20 protein-coding genes are annotated in these 18,589 nt (G+C 44.9%); 2 read left to right on the plus strand and 18 right to left on the minus strand.

What is annotated here, in order from left to right; all coding sequences use genetic code 11:
• Positions 1-79 precede the first annotated feature (79 nt).
• The 17 genes from ACHBIF_RS10855 to argR all read right to left on the minus strand — a co-directional run bounded on the left by ACHBIF_RS10855 (position 80) and on the right by argR (position 14,116).
• Positions 80-397 (minus strand): DUF1292 domain-containing protein, encoded by a 318-nt coding sequence (locus tag ACHBIF_RS10855; protein ID WP_004195480.1) that lies wholly within the window; start codon positions 395-397, stop codon positions 80-82.
• Between the two features lie 18 nt (positions 398-415).
• Positions 416-835 carry a Holliday junction resolvase RuvX gene (gene ruvX / locus ACHBIF_RS10860; RefSeq protein ID WP_105138617.1) on the minus strand — a complete coding sequence of 140 codons (420 nt, stop codon included), beginning with the start codon at positions 833-835 and terminating at the stop codon, positions 416-418.
• Positions 835-1,101 carry an IreB family regulatory phosphoprotein gene (locus ACHBIF_RS10865; RefSeq protein WP_105111771.1) on the minus strand — a complete coding sequence of 89 codons (267 nt, stop codon included), beginning with the start codon at positions 1,099-1,101 and terminating at the stop codon, positions 835-837. The genes ruvX and ACHBIF_RS10865 overlap by 1 nt, the downstream gene beginning before the upstream one ends.
• A 106-nt stretch (positions 1,102-1,207) precedes the next feature.
• Positions 1,208-1,606 carry a transcriptional regulator Spx gene (gene spx / locus ACHBIF_RS10870; RefSeq protein ID WP_105111770.1) on the minus strand — a complete coding sequence of 133 codons (399 nt, stop codon included), beginning with the start codon at positions 1,604-1,606 and terminating at the stop codon, positions 1,208-1,210.
• A 158-nt stretch (positions 1,607-1,764) separates the two neighbouring features.
• Positions 1,765-2,949, minus strand: coding sequence for a recombinase RecA (gene recA, locus ACHBIF_RS10875; protein ID WP_394720453.1), 1,185 nt, complete (start codon positions 2,947-2,949; stop codon positions 1,765-1,767).
• A 51-nt stretch (positions 2,950-3,000) separates the two neighbouring features.
• Positions 3,001-4,182, minus strand: a complete 1,182-nt coding sequence (locus tag ACHBIF_RS10880; protein WP_105122397.1) for a competence/damage-inducible protein A — start codon at positions 4,180-4,182, stop codon at positions 3,001-3,003.
• Between the two features lie 69 nt (positions 4,183-4,251).
• Positions 4,252-4,812, minus strand: coding sequence for a DNA-3-methyladenine glycosylase I (locus ACHBIF_RS10885; protein ID WP_394720456.1), 561 nt, complete (start codon positions 4,810-4,812; stop codon positions 4,252-4,254).
• 250 nt (positions 4,813-5,062) lie between these two features.
• Positions 5,063-5,653, minus strand: a complete 591-nt coding sequence (gene ruvA / locus ACHBIF_RS10890) for a Holliday junction branch migration protein RuvA (protein ID WP_172059361.1) — start codon at positions 5,651-5,653, stop codon at positions 5,063-5,065.
• Positions 5,654-5,731: 78 nt separating this feature from the next.
• Positions 5,732-6,379, minus strand: a complete 648-nt coding sequence (locus ACHBIF_RS10895) for a CPBP family intramembrane glutamic endopeptidase (protein WP_394720458.1) — start codon at positions 6,377-6,379, stop codon at positions 5,732-5,734.
• A 14-nt stretch (positions 6,380-6,393) separates the two neighbouring features.
• Positions 6,394-6,759, minus strand: a complete 366-nt coding sequence (locus ACHBIF_RS10900; RefSeq protein WP_172095138.1) for a helix-turn-helix domain-containing protein — start codon at positions 6,757-6,759, stop codon at positions 6,394-6,396.
• Positions 6,760-6,832: 73 nt separating this feature from the next.
• Positions 6,833-8,782 carry a DNA mismatch repair endonuclease MutL gene (mutL, locus tag ACHBIF_RS10905; protein ID WP_394720461.1) on the minus strand — a complete coding sequence of 650 codons (1,950 nt, stop codon included), beginning with the start codon at positions 8,780-8,782 and terminating at the stop codon, positions 6,833-6,835.
• A gap of 125 nt (positions 8,783-8,907) precedes the next feature.
• Positions 8,908-9,084, minus strand: coding sequence for a hypothetical protein (locus ACHBIF_RS10910; protein ID WP_161942998.1), 177 nt, complete (start codon positions 9,082-9,084; stop codon positions 8,908-8,910).
• Positions 9,085-9,128: 44 nt separating this feature from the next.
• Entirely contained in the window at positions 9,129-9,575 is a 447-nt protein-coding gene (locus ACHBIF_RS10915) for a DUF3021 domain-containing protein (RefSeq protein WP_125266297.1), read from the minus strand.
• Entirely contained in the window at positions 9,572-10,015 is a 444-nt protein-coding gene (locus tag ACHBIF_RS10920) for a LytTR family transcriptional regulator DNA-binding domain-containing protein (protein ID WP_172096631.1), read from the minus strand. Before ACHBIF_RS10920 ends, ACHBIF_RS10915 begins: the two co-directional genes overlap by 4 nt.
• Before the next feature lie 148 nt (positions 10,016-10,163).
• On the minus strand, positions 10,164-11,084 hold the full coding sequence (locus tag ACHBIF_RS10925; protein WP_257103915.1) for a magnesium transporter CorA family protein: 921 nt from the start codon (positions 11,082-11,084) through the stop codon (positions 10,164-10,166).
• Between the two features lie 37 nt (positions 11,085-11,121).
• Positions 11,122-13,662 carry a DNA mismatch repair protein MutS gene (gene mutS, locus ACHBIF_RS10930; protein WP_394720464.1) on the minus strand — a complete coding sequence of 847 codons (2,541 nt, stop codon included), beginning with the start codon at positions 13,660-13,662 and terminating at the stop codon, positions 11,122-11,124.
• A gap of 13 nt (positions 13,663-13,675) precedes the next feature.
• Positions 13,676-14,116: an arginine repressor gene (argR, locus tag ACHBIF_RS10935; RefSeq protein WP_394720470.1), complete on the minus strand. Its 441-nt coding sequence runs from the start codon at positions 14,114-14,116 to the stop codon at positions 13,676-13,678.
• A gap of 103 nt (positions 14,117-14,219) precedes the next feature.
• On the opposite strand from argR, the gene argS reads away from it, so the two are divergent.
• Both argS and ACHBIF_RS10945 read left to right on the plus strand, forming a co-directional pair.
• A complete protein-coding gene (argS, locus tag ACHBIF_RS10940) occupies positions 14,220-15,908 on the plus strand; it encodes an arginine--tRNA ligase (protein WP_394720466.1) in 1,689 nt (562 codons plus the stop codon).
• A 450-nt stretch (positions 15,909-16,358) separates the two neighbouring features.
• Positions 16,359-17,759, plus strand: a complete 1,401-nt coding sequence (locus tag ACHBIF_RS10945; RefSeq protein WP_394720468.1) for an SH3 domain-containing protein — start codon at positions 16,359-16,361, stop codon at positions 17,757-17,759.
• 47 nt (positions 17,760-17,806) lie between these two features.
• On the opposite strand, the gene ACHBIF_RS10950 is transcribed toward ACHBIF_RS10945, so the two are convergent.
• Entirely contained in the window at positions 17,807-18,325 is a 519-nt protein-coding gene (locus ACHBIF_RS10950) for a hypothetical protein (protein WP_105110245.1), read from the minus strand.
• Positions 18,326-18,589 lie beyond the last annotated feature (264 nt).

Consider the following 18,589-nt stretch of genomic DNA (forward strand, 5'->3'; position numbering starts at 1 on the left):
AAAAGATAAAAAGGTCCCCCGGACCTAGTTTTGCTCTCCTGTTTTTCAAGCAAAAGATAAAAAGGTCCCCCGGACCTTTTTATTCCTCCATAAAGCTGTTGAAGACTTCTTCAATCATATCCCATTCTGCTGTTGCGTCTTCAGGGATTGGTTGCAAATCGCCTTCTGTGCCGTTCTCGTTTTCGATATACGAGTAAGCTTGGATTTCCACCTCACCGTTCTCATCTTCCTCTGCACTTGCAGGAATTAAGAGAACGTAGTTTTTACCAAATTCTTCTTGACCGTCAATTGTCAATAAAATTTCAAACAAGGTTTCATTACCTTGGTCGTCTACCAAAGTAATCAATTCACGCTCGTCGTGGTTGTGGTCATGTTCATGGTCGTGATGATGTGCCATGTTTATCTCCTTTATATTTTAAAATGTTCTATCTAAATAATTTTGCAAAATCAGCTGGGCTGCCAATTTGTCAATAACTTTTTTACGTTTTCCGCGACTGATATCCGCCTGCTCAATCAACATACGTTCAGCCGCTACAGTGGTCAAGCGCTCATCCTGGTAATCAACAGGCAGTCCGTACTGTTCCACCAATAAATCACCGTAGGCTTGACTGGCCTCAACGCGCGGACCGCTAGTATTGTTCATGTTCTTGGGTAGGCCAACAACAAACTTGTCCACCTTATACTGGGAAACAAGTTCGCTTAGCCTTTCAAAACCGAACTCACCTTTTTCTTCATTTATAGGAATAATTTCTAAACCCTGGGCCGTAAAACCCAAGGGATCCGAAATGGCTACACCGACGGTTTTTGAACCGACATCTAATCCCATAATTCTCATTAGAGGTCAATCCCATTCCCTTTCAAGTAGTAGCGTACCAATTCTTCAATGATTTCGTCGCGCTCGTGTTTACGAATCTGATTACGGGCATCATTGTAGCGAGGGATATAAGCAGGGTCCCCACTCAAGACATAGCCAATAATCTGATTGATTGGATTGTAGCCTTTCTCGTCAAGCGACCGATAAACACTGGTCAGCGTTTTGCTGATTTCTTGCTTATCTGTATCGTCCAGACGAAAACGGACAGTTTCTTCTGTGAATCCCATACTTACACCTTCTTTCCTTATCTTATAGTCTATTATACCATATATAGCCCCTGAACTCAATGATATAGCATAAAAGAACCCTAGAGCTAGAGTTCTTTCATCTACTTTATAGGGCTGCTCTCATCCGAGCTTGAGCATTTTCTACATTACGCACTGAGCGTGGCAGGAAGGCACGAATGTCATCTTCCTTATAGCCTACCTGAAGACGTTTCTCGTCAATCAGAATCGGGCTTTTCAAAATCCGAGGATTTGAGGTAATTAAATCAATAACCTCATTAACGCTTAAATCCTCAATATCGAAGTCCAAGCTCTTAGCATAACGGTTTTTTGAAGAAACAATACTTGCAATACCATTTTCTGTCTTGGTCAAAATATTCATAATTTCTTCCTTAGTAATAGCTTCTTTTGCAAGGTTATGCTCGTTGTATGAAAGTTGGTGAGCATTTAACCAATTTTTTGCTTTCTTACAAGAGGTACAACTAGATACAGTATAAATTTTAATCATGTAGTCACTCCTTTGCTACATCTTCGTAAACACATTATAAACCATTATACCACAAAATCCCTCAGTCTGCAGACCTATTTTGCAAAAAAACTTTAAATTTAAGGGGGAAAATTCGGTTTTTATGAGAAAAAGCCTAGCTAGACTAGACTTTTTCGGAATTATTCTTCTAATTCGATGCCGCCATCGAGGTCAAGTACTACTTCTTCCAATTCTACATTGGTTTCTGTTTCAGTAGCAGGAACTTCTTCAGTAGCTTCCGCCTTTGTATCAGCCGTTTCAGCTGGTGCGTTATCATCTTCAATCAAACCGTAGTGAATACGGATTTTGCGGTCGATCTCTGCAAAAATTTCTGGATTTTCAGCCAAGAACTTCTTAGCATTTTCCGAACCTTGACCGATTTTCTCATCGTTGTAAGAATACCAAGCACCTGCTTTTTTGATGATACCCAAGTCGCTACCGATTTGAATCAACTCGCCCGTCTGCGAAATCCCTTCTCCGTACATGATTTCCACGACGACTTCTTTAAATGGCGGAGCGACCTTGTTTTTCACGACCTTGACCTTGGTTTCCTTACCAACGTTCTGGTCTTTCTGCTCACCCGTACCCTTGATTTGGGTATTGCCACGAACGTCCAAACGAACAGAGGCATAGAACTTCAAGGCACGACCACCCGGCGTGGTTTCTGGGTTACCAAACATGACGCCCACTTTTTCACGGAGTTGGTTGATGAAAATAGCAATGGTCTTGGTTTTGTTGATTGATGCACCCAATTTGCGCATGGCCTGAGACATCATACGCGCCTGCAGACCAACGTGGCTATCACCGATGTCACCGTCAATCTCCGCACGCGGTACAAGAGCCGCAACTGAGTCGACAACGACCAAATCAACAGCACCAGAGTCAATCAATTTGCCAGCGATTTCCAAACCCTGCTCACCAGAATCCGGCTGCGACAAGAGCAATTCATCAATGTTAACACCTAGAGCCGCTGCATAAGCAGGATCCAAAGCATGCTCGGCATCGATAAAGGCTGCAATACCGCCTTCTTTTTGACATTGGGCAACCGCATGAAGGGCAACCGTCGTCTTACCAGATGATTCTGGACCGTAAATCTCGACGATACGACCCTTCGGATAGCCACCAGCGCCCAGAGCGATGTCAATCGACAAGCTACCAGAGCTCATGACCTGAACCTTTTGCTCGGCACGCTCACCCAGGCGCATCACTGCCCCCTTACCAAAGTCTTTTTCGATAGACTTGAGAGCGTCATCTAAAGCTTTTTTGCGCTCATCTCCATATTTTTTAGTAATTTCTTCTAATTTTTTCGATGGTTTCTTAGCCAATTTCTTTCTCCTCTTTTTCTAATCAAACCATTATAGCAAAGTTCTGCTATTTCACAAAGTATTTCGTACAAAGTCTAAGGCCTGCAGGCAAGCTAACTGACGCAGATAGAGCCATGAATACCCCCCTAAATCCACTTCTTTTTGGACAATCCCAGAGGTGCTGACCAAGACCAGACTGACCTTGGCAAGGACGTTGTCAACAGTCGATTGGGGTTTGACAGCCACCGAAACAGCCAGAGTCAAATCTGTCGCCAATTCCTTCCGCAACTGACTGGCTTCTGTCACCAAGCTGTCCGAGCTGATTGGACCCTGACCTCTGACCTGACCCCCGCTAAAATACATCTGGTCTGTCATGGTTGCGCTCAATTCCGCTTGCAACTGACCTCCCGTTCCCTGCTCCAAAATGGACAAGGTTTGCTGCTTGTCAACCAACAAATCCGCAACCGTTTTAGCCAGACTATTGTCCTCACCATAGGCATATAGGTATTTTGCTAAATTATCTCGCTCCAGAATCGTCTTTTCTAGCTGGGCTAGTTTGGCATCTGCCTCTACCTGACTGGTCGCCTTGGTAGACAGGCGCAGGGTGACTTCCCCTGTTTTAGCATAAGGGGCTAGAGTCGGGTCCGTCTGTTGGTCAATCAAGTCTGCCAAGATAGTAACCAACTGACTCTCGCCGATACCAAAGAACCTCAAGACCCGCGAATAGAGTTGTTGCTCGGATTGGGTCAACAGCGGCAGCAAACTCTGGGCAAACATGGCTTTGAGTTCGCTAGGCGGTCCTGGCAAGACAATATAGGTAACGCCGTCTTGTTCAATCATACTCCCTACAGCCAGCCCTGTGGGATTGTGCAAGGGAATAGAACCAGCCACCAATTGAGCCTGACGCTCATTATTGGGTGTGCGAATACGACCGGGACGACTGGCAAAAAAGCGGTTCAGCTTGTCCACGGCCCTCTTGTCAAAGACCAAGTCGCGTCCTAAAAACTGAGCCAGGGTCTGCTTGGTCAAATCGTCCTCCGTCGGTCCCAAACCGCCACAGAGAATGACCATATCACTTCGCTTGCTGGCAATCTCCAACACCGACAAAAGACGCTTTTCATTATCGCCTACTGCTGTATGAAAATAGACGTCAATACCCAATTCAGCACATTTTTCAGATAGAAATTGCGCGTTGGTATTGACAATCTGACCGGTCAAAATTTCAGTGCCTACGGCGATGAGTTCTGCTTTCATAATCCTCCTTCTACTTTTGATAGCATGCAGTTACCTGCCTATCTATTAGTTCGTAATTGGGTGATGGTTTTAGATATTTTTCCAGTCACACGTATTTTCATGGTCGTTAATGAGCCCGGCTGCTTGTAGGAAAGAATAGACACAGACAGGACCGACAAATTTAAAACCTCGTTTTTTCAAGTCCTTGGAAATAGCCTCGGAAAGGGAGGTTTTAGCAGGAACTTGACGGTAGTCACCAACCGAATTGACCTGTGGGCGACCTGCTAGCCAAGACCAGATATAATGGTCAAAACTGCCGCATTCTTCCTGTAACTTGAGAAAGGCTTGGGCATTGGAACGGGTCGCGTAGAGCTTAGCCTTGTGCCGAATAATAGCTGGATTGTCGAGCAGGGCATCCAGCTGCTGGTCAGTCATACTAGCAACCGCATGATAGTCATAATCATGAAAGACAGACTTGAAAGCCTGTCGCTTGTTGAGCACAATTTCCCAAGACAGACCTGCTTGATAGGTCTCTAAACAGAGCAATTCAAAGAGAACCTGCTCCTCATGCAAAGGGCGCCCCCATTCTTGATCATGATAGGCTATATAGAGGGGATTGTTGAGATTAACCCAAGAACAACGGTTAATCATATAAACTCCTTTTCTTGGTGAAACCGTGGAATGCTTAGATGCTTCAGCATCAATCCTCCCTAGTGTGTTGAAACTAAAATCAATCTTGACTATGATACTTGGTAAAAGATAAAGACTTCCTAGATGCTGAAGCATCTGTTTTCTAATCGAGTTCGAGCTAACTCCCTTTGGAGCAATATAACCCGCCTTGTGTCCAAAGACACTGCGACTGGTTCTTATTTTTCTGTAGGATTTTAAACATTCTCACATCTTACTTCATCAGCATCTTGAGGGCAGACTTGATATAATTTTCGGCAGTATCGGTCGTACCCTCGAAGAAATTCTTGACTTTCTTAAGTTCAGCTGGTCGATATCCGAGAGCTTCCATAGCTTCCATGGCTTCTTCAAGGGCGATATTTTCACTAGATGGTGCTACTTGTTGGACAGGACCCGCTTCTTCGCTCATGACAAACTTGCCTTCTAGGTCCAAAATCATCTGCTGGGCTGTTTTCTTGCCAATCTTTGGAAACTTGGTCAGATAAGTAATATTTTTTTGCTCAATAGCACGAACAAGCCCATCATTATCATCAACAGCAATAATAGCCAGAGCCGTTGTTGGACCAATACCTGATACTGAAATCAGACTCAGAAAGACGGATTTTTCATTTTCTGTAGCAAATCCGTAGAGCAAATGAGCATCTTCACGAATCACCTGATGAGTATAGACAGTCACTTCTTGCTGGACTTGTCCTGAATAGGCGTAGGGGTTAGCAACTTGCAAGATATATCCTACTCCATGCGTTTCTATCACAATATATTTTGCAGTTATTTTCGTTAAAATTCCTTTGATATAGTCGTACATATTTTTCCCTTGATCGATGATAATTTTATTCTTAATATTGTATCATAAAAGCCTCGCTATTGATAGCGAAGCCGTATTTCAGTATCCGACGGAGAGGTTTCCTACACAATGAACGAGCATCGGATAACAAAGATTGCCTGTTCTGTGATAGAGATAACCCAAGTAAATACCCGAACAAATCTGGGGAATCGTGTTGATAATTTCTGAACTATCCAGAGATTTAGCATGCCCTAAGCCAAAAATGAGACCTTGCAAGACAATAGCCAACCATGGATTTAAAATATTTTTCAGACTATCCTGTAAAAATTTTCGATAAAAAAATTCTTCAACAATTGGACCGATGATTCCCACTATCAGCAAAAAGATTGGAAGTGGGACGATTTGGCTTATCTTATTAACTGCTGTGACATTGCCTATACCTTCTGAGATATGGAATGATTTCACTATCAAGTATTGGAGAAAACTTCCTCCATACATGACCAAAAAGTCTGCAAGATAAAACAAAGGGAATTGATAAAGCAGTTTCCAGCTCCACATTTTTCCAAAATCAGTCCAAAGGAGCTTTCTATAGTGGTATATGCCAAGTGCAAATAGCAAGACAAAACTAGCAAGCTGGTAATAAAGACTATGAATCGGACTAAATCCTAAATAGCGGTGAAGCTTGACTAGCAGATTGAGCATACCAAGAACAATAAATGCAATAAATAGTCTATCCTTTCGGACCATACGATGACCTCACTTTATAAAGATTTGGTCAACATGAATTCTTGGATAAGGAAACCGATTAGGAGAAAAACGATGAGGAAAGGGAGCAAGAGAGTGGCATTGCCACCGACAAAGATACCTAGACTGAATAGGATTAGGAGAATCAGGTAATTTATCCAGACCCGCCTTTTCTTAGCCTTGACTCGTAAGCCAATCAGCTGGTCAAAAGAGAGATGATAACGTTGGGCAATACTGACTAGACTGGCACTATCAGGTAAGGTGCGACCTTTTTCCCAGTTTAAGACTGTTTGCCGTGACACTCCGATTGCTTTTGCCAAGGTTTCTTGAGATTCCTGTCGTTTTGTTCGCTCCATGTGAATAAGCTGTCCAAGATGAGTCATGTTTCCTCCTTTACTTTACAAGCTGGCGGTAAAAATAGCTAGTCCAAATGCTTTTACAGGGATGTTAAAATCCTTAATACTTCCCTAATTCTCGCAAACTCGTATGATTTTCCTGAATGCGTCTGAACATTTTTTCCATGTCCGACTTGCTAAAATGCACTAAGACTGGGCGACCGTGCGGGCAGTTATAAGGATTTTGACAATGGGATAATTGTCTCAATAAATCACGCGCCGAATAGTCATCCAAGGCATGGTTAGCCTTAATCGACCGCTTGCAGGACATCATAATAGCCAACTCAGCCCGATACTGCTTGATGGAAACTTGGTCGGTCAAGAGCAACATGTCACACATCTCATAGACCCCAGACTCAATCTCCTCTTCCTGCATCCATATCGGATGTTCCCGCAGTATGAATTGGTTGCTACCGTACTCTTCTAAATTGATGCCGACCTGGCGCAGGCTGTCCAACTTACTGGACAGGGTCAGGGCATCATTTTGCGGAAATTCAAAAATGTAGGGTACCAACAGTTGCTGGGCAGAATTGTCCACCTCGCCAATTTTCTCACGGTAGTATTCGTACTTGACCCGCTCCTGAGCAGCGTGCTGGTCAATGATATAGAGACCGCCCTTGCCTTGAGCGAAGAGATAGGTTCCGTGCATCTGACCAAAATATTCCAATTCTGGGAAGGTCGACGTCTGTTCTTTGTCCAGCTGATTGGCCAACTTGGCTAATTCTTTCTGACTGAGGGCTGGATGCTCGGCATCCTGCTCGTCTGCTGACAAACGCTGGGCAAATTTGATAGCTGCAGCCTTAGGCTCAGGCTGACTCGACTGCTCTGCCATTTCCAATGGCGCAATCTCCTCCGCCACAACCTCTGGCTTGAGGAAGAAATCTTGCTTGACCGTGTCGTAGTAGAGATTGGTCTCACGCAACGGTAACGTCGTCTGCTCAGCTTTGACCTTGGTCCGCGTGCTGGATTTGGCCAGATTTTCCAAAGCATCTGGAATCAAATCTTGCTCCTTGAGGGCTTGAGCAATGGCTTCACGAATGAGCTGCATCAGCTCCTTTTCCTTGGAAATACGGACTTCCTGCTTGGTCGGATGGACATTGACATCAGCAAGATAAGGGTCAATCTCAATGGCAAGCACCGCCAGTGGAAAACGTCCGACCATGAGCTTACTGCCATATCCTTCCAAAATCGCTCGGTTAAGCAGGAAATTCTTGATGTAGCGGCCGTTGATGAAAATGCTGATGTAGTTGCGGTTGGCCCGGGTCAATTCGGGTAAGGAAACATAGCCCGACACCTGAAAATCCAAGTCCTCGGCAACAATTTCAACCATTTTCTTAGCCGATGCAATGCCGTAGACACCAGAAATGGCCTGACGGAGATTGCCTGTTCCAGCAGTGGCAAGCAATTCCCGACCTTCATTTATCAGAGTAAAGCTGATTTCTGGATGGGCTAGGCTGAGACGGTTGACAACGTCGATAATGTGAGATAATTCGGCCTGCTGGCTGCGGACATATTTGAGCCGAGCAGGGGTATTGTAAAATAAATCCGAAACCGTCATCTGAGTCCCGACTGGACGGCTGATAGGTTCTTCTTTTTCAACTACCCCGCCCTTAGCCTCCAGCAAGATGCCGTGAGGATGATCCGCAGTGGCCGTTTCAATCACCATCTGGCTGACAGAGGCGATAGAGGGCAGGGCCTCACCACGAAAACCCAAGGTCCGAATACGAAAAAGGTCCGCTTGATTTTTTATCTTGCTAGTCGCATGACGGCGAAGGGCCAAGCGCACCTCATCATGCGCAATGCCCTCGCCGTTGTCCGTAATTTGAATGGCCTTGAGCCCCGCTTCTTCAATCACAATCTGAATCTGGCTCGCACCAGCATCAATCGAGTTCTCCACCAACTCCTTAACCACACTAGCAGGTCGCTCGATGACCTCTCCGGCTGCAATCTGATTGGCTAGAATATCTGGCAATTCAATAATATGATTTGTTTTAGTTCTCTCATTTGTCATATCTTTTATTATAGCACAAAGACAATATCCTATCGATTTCTTCTATATCAGCTAAAAAGAACGGGCAATTTATAAAAAGAGAACGATACTCCCTAACCTTAGAAGAATGTTTTACTTATAAGAGATTATTTGGCTTGTTTCATCTCCTTAAAAAGTGAGTAACATCCCCATCCGCTAAACAGGGCAAAGGCAACTGGCAAGAGAATTTGAGACCAATCAAAGCCTGTGATGAGATTATAAAGAATATAGCCACAATTAAACAATAAGAAAAAACCAAAAAATACAAGTTGAATTGTCTTCATGAAAACTCCTTGTTTATTCCAATATCCATTGTAGCAAATTTTGCTTATTTATCCAAAGAACGATTGATTCGTTCAATTTGTTGGCGCATCTGATGGATATTAAACCAATAAATCAAGGCATAAATCAAGATAAAGAGCATCCAGAAAAAGAGCAGTCCTGCAAGATTGACTGGAAACCATCCCGCTAAAATCGATAGCGGTGTAAAACCGATTGCCGTTACCAGAAAATGCATCACCGTCATCCGCACCAAGCTCCAATCTTGCTCAAAAATCTTGTCCGCAGCTTGGAAGAGCACACCAATTGCCCCCCAAATAACAACCGAAATCAGCATAATCAGCGGCTGCGAAAACCGCTCCAGATAAATGGCTCCCATGGTCGAATGAGGATTAATTGGCAAATAGTAACCTTCGCCAAAGAAGCTTGCCATAACAATTGAAATTAAACTACCAATGGTGACACCCAAAGATGCCGATAAGAGATATTTTTTCATAATCCTAACCTTTCTTTAATAACTTTCAAATAACGGCGAGAGGAATATGTTCCCGCCCCATTTTTCATGACTAACTTGACCAAGCCATTAGGTGTCTGTTTTAAGTGACCCAATTGCTTCAAGTTGATGATTTCTGACTGAGAGACCTGTAGAAAATCCAATGACAATGCCTCCTTGACCTGATAAAGCCGCAAATCTGACTGGTAAACTGCATCCCTCGTCTCAATCTGCAATATTTTATTTTCCAAATAGAGTCGGTAAATCTCCGACAACTCCAACAAGTGAACCTCCTCACCTTTTTTGACCGTCAGACGCTCCGCCTGCCTACCAAAGGTCTCAATCATTTCCACCAAGCTACTAATCTGTGATGTTAATTTTCTCGCTTCAACCGTAACCAAATCTTCTAGGATTTCGGGCGAGATAGCAACCTTCACTTTCATATGCTCTCCCTTCTTTTTTCAAAGCCAGCTAACTTCTAAGACTATTAAAACCCATTAACAGACGAATTTCAATAGCCTGTCGCCATTCGGTCAAATTCCACGTCTAAACGGCAAAAAAGCCAGAACCACTGTTCTGACTAACATCATTTTAACGTCTAGTCTCCTTGCGCATAATGCGATTGAGAAAGAGTGCAATCACTACCCACAGCCCCGCCGAGAGGATAATGACCCAAAACCAAGACTGGCTGATTTTCATGAAAATACTAGGAAGTTCCACGTTCATACCGAAAAATCCTGTGACAATGGCTGGGATGGCCAAAAGGATAGATAATTTGGTCATGGTTTTCATGGTATCGTTCAAATTGTTGTTAAGGACATTATTGTAGGTGCCTTCCAACTTCTCGATGACTTGGGCTGATAGATTGGTCATCTCCATCAGCTGACGGGCCTCGATGTGAGCATCTTCCAATTGTTCCAGTTCATCTTCCGACAAGCTTTTGTAAAAGGTCTGCCCCTGCAATTGTTCCAATAACAAAGCATTTTGCTTGCTGGCAGAGGCCATATAAACTAGACCAGTTCCCAAATCTGACAATTCAAAAAGAGATTTTTTGGTCGTCTCATCGCGCAAGACCCTGTTCAATTCCGAACTTTTGCGGTTCAATTTCTCCAGAACTGGGAAATAGGCTTTTGAAATCAGAAACAGGGCAGTGAAAACAAATTCTAGCATGGTCGCATCCTGTCGCCTTTGCAATATTCGTTCAAAACTGGCCTGCAGATAATTGGTATCCTCACCAAAAATCGTCAGTAACTGATTGCCAGATACAAAGAGAGACACCGGAGCTGTCTGGTAGGTCAAATCTGACTTAGAATTTGAACGCAGGGCATTGTAAATCACCAAAAGTTCCTGACTATGTTTATCATACTCCAAACGCGCAAATTCGTTTTTATCCAATACGTAGGACAGGATTTCCGAATCCAAATGGAGATTTTCCTTCAAAAAATCAATATCTGTTGTCTCGCCCGCATCTGCCACCAACCATGTAAAATGAGTTGTCGTGATTTTTTTCATTCCTTACCTCAATTATTTCTTCTTGCCGGCGCCCATTTCACAACTTTTTCTTCAGCTCTGCCACCGCCATCATGACTTCCATCGGGGTCATATTGTAGATGTCCAGAGCCTGCAATTCATCCAACACAGGATGGCTGCTAATTTCTGCAAATAAATCCAACTGCCCCAAGGCTGGTTCACTCACTAGATTTGGCTGACTAGGCTGACTGGACGGCGCATGATTTTCCAATTGCTGCAAAATACTATCCGCCCGTTTGAGCAAGTCCTCTGGCATACCTGCGATTTTGGCCACATGGATACCGTAAGACTTGTCGGCAGGACCTGGCGCAATCTTGTGAAGGAAGGTCACCTGACCATTTTGCTCCAAGGTCGACACATGGACATTCTCCAAGTGCTCCAAGGTCTGTCCTAGCTCGGTCAATTCATGGTAATGGGTCGCAAATAAGGTCTTAGCACCAATCTTGTCGTGGATATACTCAATAATGGACTGGGCCAGAGCCATACCGTCGTAAGTCGCTGTCCCACGCCCCAACTCGTCAAAGAGAATGAGCGAGCGGTCTGTCGCCAAACGCACAGCCTTGTTGGCCTCCATCATTTCTACCATGAAAGTCGACTGCCCACTGACCAAATCATCCGCCGCACCAATCCGAGTGAAAATCGCATCAAAAATTGGCAATTCCGCCTGATCAGCCGGCACATAGGAACCCATCTGCGCCATGATAACAATCATAGCCAGCTGGCGCATATAGGTCGATTTACCAGACATGTTGGGCCCCGTAATCAGCTGCATGTGAGTTTCCGCATCCAGATGGATTGAGTTGGGAATATAGGTCTGCTTACCCATAACCTTTTCCACTACGGCATGACGACCTCGGTCAATGGTCAATTCGCGGTGCTCCGTAAAGGTCGGACAAACCAAGCGCTCTTGCTCCGCCACAACCGCAAAAGACTGCAGGACATCAATAGTCGCAATGGTACGAGCCAATTTCTGCAGGCGACCGATGTATTTCTCCACTTCTTGACGGATGCGCATAAAAATCTCGTACTCCAGATTGGCTGATTTGTCACGCGCCTCCAGCATCTGACCTTCGATTTTGGATAATTCTTCCGTCCCATAGCGCTCCGAATTTTTCAGCGTCGCCTTACGGAAAAAATGAGCTGGCACATTGGCCAGATTGGAATTGGTCACATGGAAATAGTAACCATCCTTTTTGTTGTAATCAATCTTGAGATTGTTGATACCAGACGCTTCACGCTCCTTGGCCTCAATCTCCGCAATCCAGCCCGCACCCTCACGCATGACCAGACGATACTGATCCAGCCTTTCATCAAAGCCCGTCTTAATGATATTGCCATCGGTAATCGGTCCATTGGCCTCTGGGTCAATAGCAGAGCTAATCAGCGCATGAAGTTCTGGGATGGGATCCAGCCCCTGAACCAAGCTAGCCAGAGCAGGCTCTCCCATCTGCGACAGGATATTTTTGATAGCCGGCACATTTCCCAAGGTCTGAGAAAGTTGCAAGAGATACTTGGGCAAGGTTTTCCCGAAGGATACTCGGCTGGCCAAGCGCTCAATATCATAGACCCCTTTCAGCGCCTCAATCAAGTCGCTACGCTCAAAGAAATAATCCAAAAAGACCTGCACAACTGCCTGCCGCGCCTCAATTCGCCCCTGATCAATCAAAGGACGGTCAATCCAAGTCCGCAAGAGCCGCATCCCCATAGCCGTCTTGGTCTCATCCATGAGCCAGTAAAGACTGCCATGCTTTTTGCCAGTTCGCCCATTTTCCAGCAAATCCAGACTGGACTTGGTCGCATAATCCATCTGCAAATAATCCTTGATTTCATAGTGGACTACCTTTTGCAAATGCGCCAAATCTCGCATCTGGGTCCTATGCAAATAAGACAACAATTTCCCTGCCGCAGCCTTCTCCAAGTCCGTCAAGGATTGGTCAATCAGATGAACATCATCTGCAACCTCATCCTCAAAAGACAGGAGCAGATTCATCTGATTGGCAAACACCTGCTCTTCCTCTTCAGAAAGGGTAAAGCCGATGACCACTTCACGCGCCCGCAGATTGCGGATTTCTCCGCAGAGACTAGCAAAATCATCCAAACTAGTCACGAAAAATTGTCCGGTTGCCACGTCCATATAAGACAGGGCAAAATGAGCCCCGCTACGCTCAATGGCAACCAAGAAATTGCTGTCGGCTCCCATTTTCGAGGAATCCGTCACCGTCCCCGGAGTGATGACCTGAACTACTTCACGCTTGACCACACCGACAGCCTGCTTAGGATCCTCCATCTGCTCAGCAATGGCGACCTTATGCCCCAGCTCCACCAACGTGTCAATATATTGCTGGGCCGCATGGTAAGGCACACCGGCCATGGGAATAGGATTGTCCGCATTCTTATTGCGACTAGTCAGAGACAGCTCCAAAATCTGAGCCGCCTCGACCGCATCTTCATAAAATAACTCGTAAAAGTCTCCCATACGGAAAAGCAAAAAAGCATCTGGATATTGTGCCTTAATATCCAGATACTGCTGCATTCCTGGAGAAATTTTTTCTGTTGCCATAGTCTCTCACATTCTATACTAAATAAGAGTTAATCTCTGCCTCTACCTGCTGGGCCGCTGACTCGTCTCGGCAAATGACTAAGAGGGTATCAGCTCCTGCAATGGTTCCCAAGATTGGCGCAGGCTTTTCCGCGTCAATAATATTGGCCATCAAGGCCGCTTCACCCAAGTCTGAGTGGAGTACCAAGATAAAACTAGCGCGCTCGACCTTGTAGGCATACTGGGCCAGCAATTGGACAAAGTGGACCTGGTCATCCTCGACAGTCATGGAATAATAGGATCGTCCACTCTCATACACTTTCACAACTCCCAGCTCTCGCAAATCCCTAGAAAGAGTGGTCTGCGTTACCACAACCCCCTGCTCTTCCAGGCCTCTTTGAATATCTGTTTGACGACCGATTTTTTCTTGACGAATCATAGACTTGATCAAGTCATGGCGTTCTAGCTTGTTCATCATCTTACCTCTGAATGTATATTTATAAATATTATATCATTTTTCACAACTATTGACTTAGAATTATGTTAAAATAGAATCAATAACTCCTGGAGGGATTTTTATGAATCATAAACAAATGATTGCTGAAAAATTGGCTGCTGTGCTTCCTAACTTGGAAGTTGAAGCCATTTATGCACTGCTTGAAAAACCAAAGTCATCCGAAATGGGCGACATCGCCTTTCCGGCTTTCTCACTAGCAAAGGTTGAGCGCAAGGCACCACAAGCCATCGCAGCTGACATTGTTGAAAAGCTGGATACTGCAGGTTTTGAAAAAGTCGTGGCAACTGGTCCTTATGTCAACTTCTTCTTGGACAAGGCCGCAATTTCGCACGATGTCCTGACCCAGGTCATCACCGAAAAGGCAGACTACGGTCAACTAACTATCGGTCAAGACCGCAATGTCACTATCGATATGTCTAGTCCTAATATCGCAAAACCCTTCTCTGTTGGCCACCTCCGTTCGACCGTTATCGGGGACGCTCTGGCAAATATCCATGCAAAACTGGGCTACAAGCCAATTCGTATCAACCACCTGGGCGACTGGGGCAAACAGTTCGGTATGCTGATTGTTGCTTACAAACTCTGGGGCGACAAGGCAGCGGTTGAAGCTGACCCAATCTCTGAATTGCTCAAACTCTATGTCCGTATCAATGCTGAGGCCGAAGAAAAACCTGAACTGGACGAAGAAGCTCGCCAATGGTTCAAAAAATTGGAAGACGGCGACCCTGAAGCAAAAGAATTGTGGCAATGGTTCCGCGACGAAAGTTTGGTGGAATTTAACCGCATCTACGACAAGCTAGGCGTTACCTTCGACAGTTTCAACGGTGAAGCCTTCTACAATGACAAGATGGATGAAGGAATTCAAATCTTAGAAGAAAAAGGCCTGCTCCATGAGTCTAAAGGTGCCCGCATTGTAGATTTGGAAAGCTACAACCTGCCACCAGCCCTCATTATGAAAACAGACGGTGCCACACTTTATATCACCCGCGACATCGCTACAGCTATGTACCGCAAGCGCACTTATGACTTCGTGAAAAACATCTACGTCGTTGGCCAGGAGCAAATTAACCACTTCAAGCAACTGAAAGCTGTTCTCAAGGAAATGGGTTTCAACTGGAGCGACGATATGAAACATATCACCTTCGGCTTGGTGACAAAAGACAAGAAAAAATTGTCTACTCGTAAGGGAAATATTATCCTGCTCGAGCCGACGCTTGATGAGGCTATCTCACGCGCCCTTTCTCAAATCGAAGCTAAAAATCCAGACCTGGAAAACAAGGAAGAGGTGGCGCATGCAGTCGGGGTCGGGGCTGTTAAGTTCTACGACCTTAAAACCGACCGCGACAACGGCTATGACTTTGATCTAGAGGCTATGGTATCCTTCGAAGGTGAGACTGGTCCTTATGTTCAATACGCATACGCCCGCATCCAGTCTATCCTGCGCAAGGCTGACTTTACACCAAGCGCTGACAATGACTACAAGCTGGCTGACGCAGAAAGCTGGGATATCATCAAGCACATCCAAAACTTCTCAAATGTTGTTGAACGTGCCGGTGACAAATTTGACCCATCTTTGATTGCCAAATACGCCATCAATCTGGCTCAAGCCTTCAACAAATACTACGCCCACACACGTATCCTGGACGAAAGCCCAGAACGTGACAGCCGTCTGGCCCTTGCCTACGCAACTGGTGTCGTTCTCAAAGAGGCTCTCCGCCTTCTCGGTGTCCAAGCCCCTGAAAAAATGTAATCCATCCCAATCCTTGACCATTTTGGTTAAGGATTTTTTATTTTTCCCAATTTTTTTGGAAAAATTCCAGCCGACTTGCGAACAGAGTAAGTGAGGAGGCGAGGAGCAGTCAATCAACTCCGAATGCTCAATGAAGGTCATATCCAGATTAATACTCTTCGAAAATCATCTTATCCGTTGTCAACTTGCCTTGGTGAACTCCAGTTCTACCTTCGGCGTCGTTTCCTAGGCTACTTTTGATTTTCATTGAGTATAAGCAACGAATCTGAATGTGAGGTTCATTCAATATAAATCTAAATTTCATAAAGAACTAAGAAACTGTAGTCACAAGTAAGCTACCTTAATTAGCTCAAATGCCGAGATGTGAATACAGGTTCTAACCCCCAATCCTGAACAATATGATTGACTGCCTCCGAAACTTCCACATAAAAATTTTTCAAAGGAGTCTGAATGACAAAACAATCACTTACAAACCATGCATCACGCTTTTCTATCCGAAAATATTCTTTCGGTGCTGCCTCAGTCCTGCTGGCAACTGTCAGTCTGCTAAATGCCCAATTGGTTGCGGCTAATACGACAGCTTCTACCACCAATCCTTCTACGGCACAAGCAGGTAGCCCAGTTCAAACGAGTCAGGCAAGTCAAACAAGTACATCTTCTACCAATACAAACCAAGCCAGCCAGCAAACGACTGCTACAAAGACCAGTGATGCAGGAATAATTTCCAAGCCACAAGAAGTGATTACCCCACAAACAAATACAAGTACGATACAAGCAGTAGCTCCTGCAACTACCAGCGGTAGCTCTGCCATTTCCCAAAACCAAGCCAGAACCGTAACAATCCAGCAAACAGCTGGGACAAGCAATACCACGACAAATACTGGGACCGCGCGCACTGCGGTCGCTCCAAGTAACCAAACGCGAACAGCTAGCACAACAACCACATCTGTAGCCCTTGGGGACAACTATCCCTATAAAATTGGCTGGCAGGTCGACCCTTGGGGAATGTACACGCGCCAGTGCACATCCTTCGTCGCCTTCCGCCTCAGTACTACAAACGGCTTTACCCTACCGCGTGCTTACGGTAATGCCGATGTTTGGGGTTACCGCGCCCAACGTGAAGGCTACCGCGTAGACATGAACCCTGCCATCGGCTCTGTTGCTTGGTGGAATAGCATGCACGTGGCCTGGGTATCCGCTATCAATGGTGATATGGTAGAGATTGAAGAATATAATTTTAACTATAATGAAAGTTACAATAAACGCTGGATTCATAAAAATTCAGTCAGCGGCTATATTCATTTCAAGGACTTGACCGGCTATTCTGGAGCGACTACCACTACACCGGTCTCGACGACACCAACCAAGCCTGCAAGTTCAACAACCAACCTAGCTCCAAGCGGAACCTACACTTTCACCGCCCAAACCGCCATCAAGGCTGAGGCAAAAATAGCTAGTCCAACCTTGGCAAACTATCAAGCAGGGCAAAGCGTTAACTACGACCGTGTCTTGGAAGCAGACGGCTACCAGTGGATTAGCTACCTCAGCTTTGCTGGAAATCGTCGCTATATACCGATTAAAAAATTGACAACAACCGCTACTACTACGACCACACCTACTCCAAAACCTGCACCAACCAGCCCAAGCACACCGGTCCTACCTTCGCCGGGCACCTATACCTTCAAGAACCGATTGCCCATTCGAAATCAAGCTAGTTTATCAGCTTCGATTCTAGCCTACTATGACGTCGGTCAAAGCGTCAACTATGACCGAATCGTTCAGGCAGAAGGCAAGCTATGGTTGAGCTACTTATCCTATTCTGGTGCTCGTCGCTACATTGCCCTACCTTAAGCAACAAAAAAATGCACACGCTACATCGGCTGTGCATTTTCTAATTATTAGATGTCGGTTGCATTGGTTGCTGCATTTGGCTTTTCCTTGGGCTTACGCAAATGGAAAAATACAGTCACACCAAAATAGATAGCAAACAAGACAATATTGACAATATAGCCTCCCATCAAGGTTGCAGATGTTCCTTGGCGGGTCAATTCATCCGTGAAGATAGAGACTAAGCCCTTACCACCAATAAAGGCGTAGGTGTTAAATAACAAGGCTCCAAAGACATAACCGAGATAGGTAAAGGAGGCCTGCTCGTTCTTTTTCATGAAGAGGAAGACGATTGTTGCTACTACGGTCAACAGCAAAAGCGCTGCCAGAACCTTATTGATAAGATTTGTTTGGAAACCGATAGCCTCCTTGGTATAGATGAGGAAGTTTTCGTCTATACTTGGAGCACTTTGCACCAGTTGAAGCATGGCTTCCTCATTATAATGTGAGAAAAATGCATTGTAGACCCGCAAGAGACTTGCAATAGCTGATAGAGCTACAAAAATATAGAGATGAATTGGTCTTTTCATAAGAATACTCCTTTTTACATTATATTACACTCTTATATTTGTTTTGTCAATATAATTTTGATATAATAATCACAAAGAAGGGCTTTGAGATGAAAAACGAAAGTTCTATAATGAAGTTAGCCACCCCAACCTAGCCAAAAAACAGCTGTTTCAACTGGTTCAGCTGTCTGTTCTGGTTTCGTTTGTTAACAGGTTCAAGGGTTCCTGTTGACAAATGAAAGTTCCTTGTAGGTAAAAGAAAACACCTCCGTGTTATACTTGTAG

This window comes from Streptococcus sp. A11 (assembly GCF_043674225.1).
Classification (GTDB): Bacteria; Bacillota; Bacilli; order Lactobacillales; family Streptococcaceae; genus Streptococcus; species Streptococcus suis_V.